The organism is Staphylococcus sp. 231237_7MaSpsaltlick (assembly GCF_043107035.1).
Map to the genome: position 1 here is coordinate 1 of NZ_JBICNX010000354.1, position 469 is coordinate 469.

The window sequence follows — 469 nt, forward strand, 5'->3', positions numbered from 1 at the left end:
AATTAATGGACCAATAAATCCTGTGAATATATTTAATATCCATATTAACATGGCCATTGTCTTATCACTTTGACTCACATTCGGAAAGGCATTTGGGTTTTTGGACTGATTTTGAAAGTTCATTTTTTAGCTCCTTAATTTATATATATAGAATCGGATTACTATATAATTATTTTAATTGATTTTGCAATATTTGTATACTCTTTTTTAAAAATAAATGTTAATAATGTGAAAAGCTACAAAATAACTTTATTTTATGAATAATATTTTTAACTTGTTAAGCTTTCACTACCCATTTTTGACGTGCTTTAGGATTAAGTGGATGCATGATTTCATTTGTTTCAGGATTAATAAGTTGCTTTACTTTCTTCTTATGAGGTTTCAACATTTCCAACACTTCATTGACCCTAGACTCAATACAAGCTTTTTTAGCGTAAGCACCCCAAGCTAATATAACTTCATCTGCTTC

1 protein-coding gene is annotated in these 469 nt (G+C 28.1%); it reads right to left on the reverse strand.

The annotated features are described in order from the left end of the window. Nucleotides 1-277 precede the first annotated feature (277 nt). Nucleotides 278-469: DUF1643 domain-containing protein (locus ACF91D_RS31855; RefSeq protein ID WP_392438717.1), on the reverse strand; the 192-nt coding region annotated here is incomplete at its 5' end.